Raw genomic sequence first — 2,584 nt, 5'->3', positions numbered from 1 at the left:
GAGGTGTGCCTGACCACCGCCCTGAACGGGCACGACGATGCACCGGTCGATGCGTTGGAGGTGTACCTTGCTCTGCGCCGGGCCAACCCGGCACCGTTCGCGCATTACCTGGTCTTCCCCGGGATGGCCGTCGCAAGCACGTCGCCCGAGCGGTTCCTTCGGCTGGACGCGTCGGGCGGCATGCGCGCCGAACCGATCAAGGGCACGCGGCGCCGCTCCCCCGACCCCGAGGAAGACGCTGCCCTGCAGACGGACCTGCGCACCAGCGCCAAGGACCGGGCCGAGAACATCATGATCGTTGACCTGCTGCGCAACGATCTGTCCCACCTCGCGACCCCCGGAACCGTCACAGTGAGCCGCCTTTGCGACATCGAGACGTACGCAACCGTCCACCAGATGGTCAGCACCATCGACGCGAGGCTGAGGCCCGGTTCGTCCCGCGCTGAAGCTGTCGCTGCTGCCTTTCCTCCCGGCTCCATGACCGGCGCCCCGAAGATCAGCACCATGGCCATCCTTGACCGGCTTGAAGGTGCTCCCCGCGGCGTCTATTCCGGTGTCGCCGGGTACTTCTCGCTCGATGGCGCGGCGGACCTCGCCGTCGTCATCCGTACCCTTGTCGTGCAGGACGACGACGCCGGCACCAGCCTCACGCTCGGCGTGGGCGGCGCGATCACAGCCGACTCCGACCCCGCGGACGAGTGGGAAGAAGTACGGACCAAGGCGTTCGGGGTGCTCTCCGCGCTCGGCTCGGTTTTTCCCGAGTGACCGCCCGCCGCCATTGGTTGCTGTACGGGCCCTTCCGTCCCCCTACCCGGTGTGGAACCATATAACGGATCACGGAAGAAGCGACGAAGGAGAACGGTCATGACTAGCTCCAACGATGAGAACACCCCGAACCTGGATGACGTTCAGGAACCGGACAACGAGTTCCTTCCCAACCGCATCTACCAGGGCCATGCCGGAGAACCTGAACGCCTTGACGATGATGCCCTGGCGGCAGCCACCGAGCAGGAGCGGGTCGACGCGGGCCTCATCGACTACGCCCCCGACCAGGTACCGGATGCCACCGATCCACTCCCGGAGGAAGCCTCCGACGAGGCAGATTGGGCCCAGCGCGGATTGAACGAGGGAAGCGGCTCGGACTCCTGAGTGACTAGGCTTGGGCGCATGACTGTTCTGGTGTTCCTCGACTCCGCCTATCCCGACGGCCGCATCGCCGACGCAGGGCAACCGCAGCTCAAGGTCACCGACACGGGCATCACCCGCGGGGACGGCATCTTCGAGACCATGCTGGCGGTGCAGGGCGCCCCCCGGAAGCTGCAGGCGCATCTGGCGCGCCTCGCCACGTCCGCCGAAGCGCTGGAACTCGACGTCCCGGCGTCGAGCGTCTGGGAACGAGCCATCACCACTGCACTTGCGGAAGCCGACGACGACGGCGAACTGGTCGTCAAGCTCGTTGCCACCCGCGGCGAGGAGGGAGCGGGAGCCACCGCCTGGGTGCAGGTTTCTCCGCTGCCGAAGGAACTGCGCGGACAGCGCCTGAAGGTGCTGTTGCTCGACCGCGGCTACGACAGCACGGTGGCCCAACGCGCGCCCTGGCTGCTGATGGGAGCGAAAACGCTCTCCTACGCCGTGAACATGGCTGCCCTGCGATACGCGCGGGCGCACGGCGCCGATGATGTCATCTTCACCTCTTCCGACGGCAAGGTCCTCGAGGGACCCACATCGACAGTCCTCATTGCCCGGGTTGCTGACGGCGTCAAGCGACTCATTACGCCGCAACTGGAGAGCGGGATCCTCCCCGGCACCTCGCAGGGGGCGCTGTTTGCCACCGCCCGCGAGGCCGGCTGGGAACTGGGTTATGGTCCTCTTGTTCCTGAAGACCTGTTCACCGCGGACGGGGTCTGGCTGATTTCCAGCGTCCGGCTGCTCGCGGAGGTCGAGAGCATCGACGGAAAACCGGTCGCCACATCGCCGGAACTGACGAAGGAGCTGGGCGCGCTGGTGGACGCCGTCTCCTGACCCGGCTGGATCAGGAGGGCATGGCGTTACCGCACGTTACGGCCGCGCATGGCAGGTTCGCCGCCGCCGATGCTACGTTCAAACCGGAGTAACGAGCGCCAGCGCAAAGCCCTGACTTGCTGGCCGGCAACCCTCTTTCACGGCGGGGTGCCTCAGGTGACTACTCGGCACACCGATCAGGAACCACGATCACCAACGTGCACAGCGTGAGGAGACACAGTGTCACAGCATCCAACCCCCCAGGTCCGCTCCGGCAACGGTTACGCCGGTGACATCACCCCCCGGGAAGCGGTGGAACGCGTCAGCAAGGGCGCCATCCTTGTGGACGTCCGCACGGTCGAGGAGTGGCAGAGCGTCGGGGTCCCGGACCTCACCGACGCCGGAACCGTGCCGCTGTTCCTGGAATGGAACCGGTCCGACGGCAGCCGCAACGTTTCGTTCCTCAACCAGCTCAACGGCCTGAAGGGGCGGGAACTGCTCTTCCTGTGCCGCTCCGGCGTCCGCTCGGTTGCGGCTGCGCAGAGCGCCGCCGCCGCGGGCCACACCGCGTACAACGTGATCC

At 66.8% G+C, this 2,584-nt stretch carries 4 protein-coding genes and 1 riboswitch; all 4 genes read left to right on the top strand.

What is annotated here, in order from left to right; all coding sequences use genetic code 11:
- Window positions 1-765, top strand: a 765-nt coding sequence (locus RIF85_RS09995) for an anthranilate synthase component I family protein (protein WP_309071764.1), incomplete at its 5' end; no start/stop codon positions are given.
- A gap of 99 nt (window positions 766-864) precedes the next feature.
- Entirely contained in the window at window positions 865-1,149 is a 285-nt protein-coding gene (locus tag RIF85_RS09990) for a hypothetical protein (RefSeq protein WP_309071763.1), read from the top strand.
- An 18-nt stretch (window positions 1,150-1,167) separates the two neighbouring features.
- A complete protein-coding gene (locus tag RIF85_RS09985; protein WP_309071762.1) occupies window positions 1,168-2,022 on the top strand; it encodes an aminodeoxychorismate lyase in 855 nt (284 codons plus the stop codon).
- A gap of 87 nt (window positions 2,023-2,109) precedes the next feature.
- Window positions 2,110-2,235, top strand: a riboswitch (SAM riboswitch).
- 6 nt (window positions 2,236-2,241) lie between these two features.
- A partial coding sequence (locus RIF85_RS09980) for a rhodanese-like domain-containing protein (protein ID WP_309071761.1) occupies window positions 2,242-2,584 on the top strand: 343 nt, incomplete at its 3' end.

Origin of the sequence: Arthrobacter sp. (assembly GCF_031179385.1) — a bacterium.
GTDB lineage: Bacteria > Actinomycetota > Actinomycetes > Actinomycetales > Micrococcaceae > Arthrobacter_D.
Note: the sequence above shows the minus strand (reverse complement) of the source record. Positions and strands in the feature narration are given on the sequence as shown.

What these genes read in the sequence shown, in the direction of transcription:
- RIF85_RS09990 (WP_309071763.1), top strand. Translation starts at nt 865, where the DNA reads ATGACTAGCTCCAACGATGAGAACACCCCGAACCTGGATGACGTTCAG.
- RIF85_RS09985 (WP_309071762.1), top strand. Translation starts at nt 1,168, where the DNA reads ATGACTGTTCTGGTGTTCCTCGACTCCGCCTATCCCGACGGCCGCATC.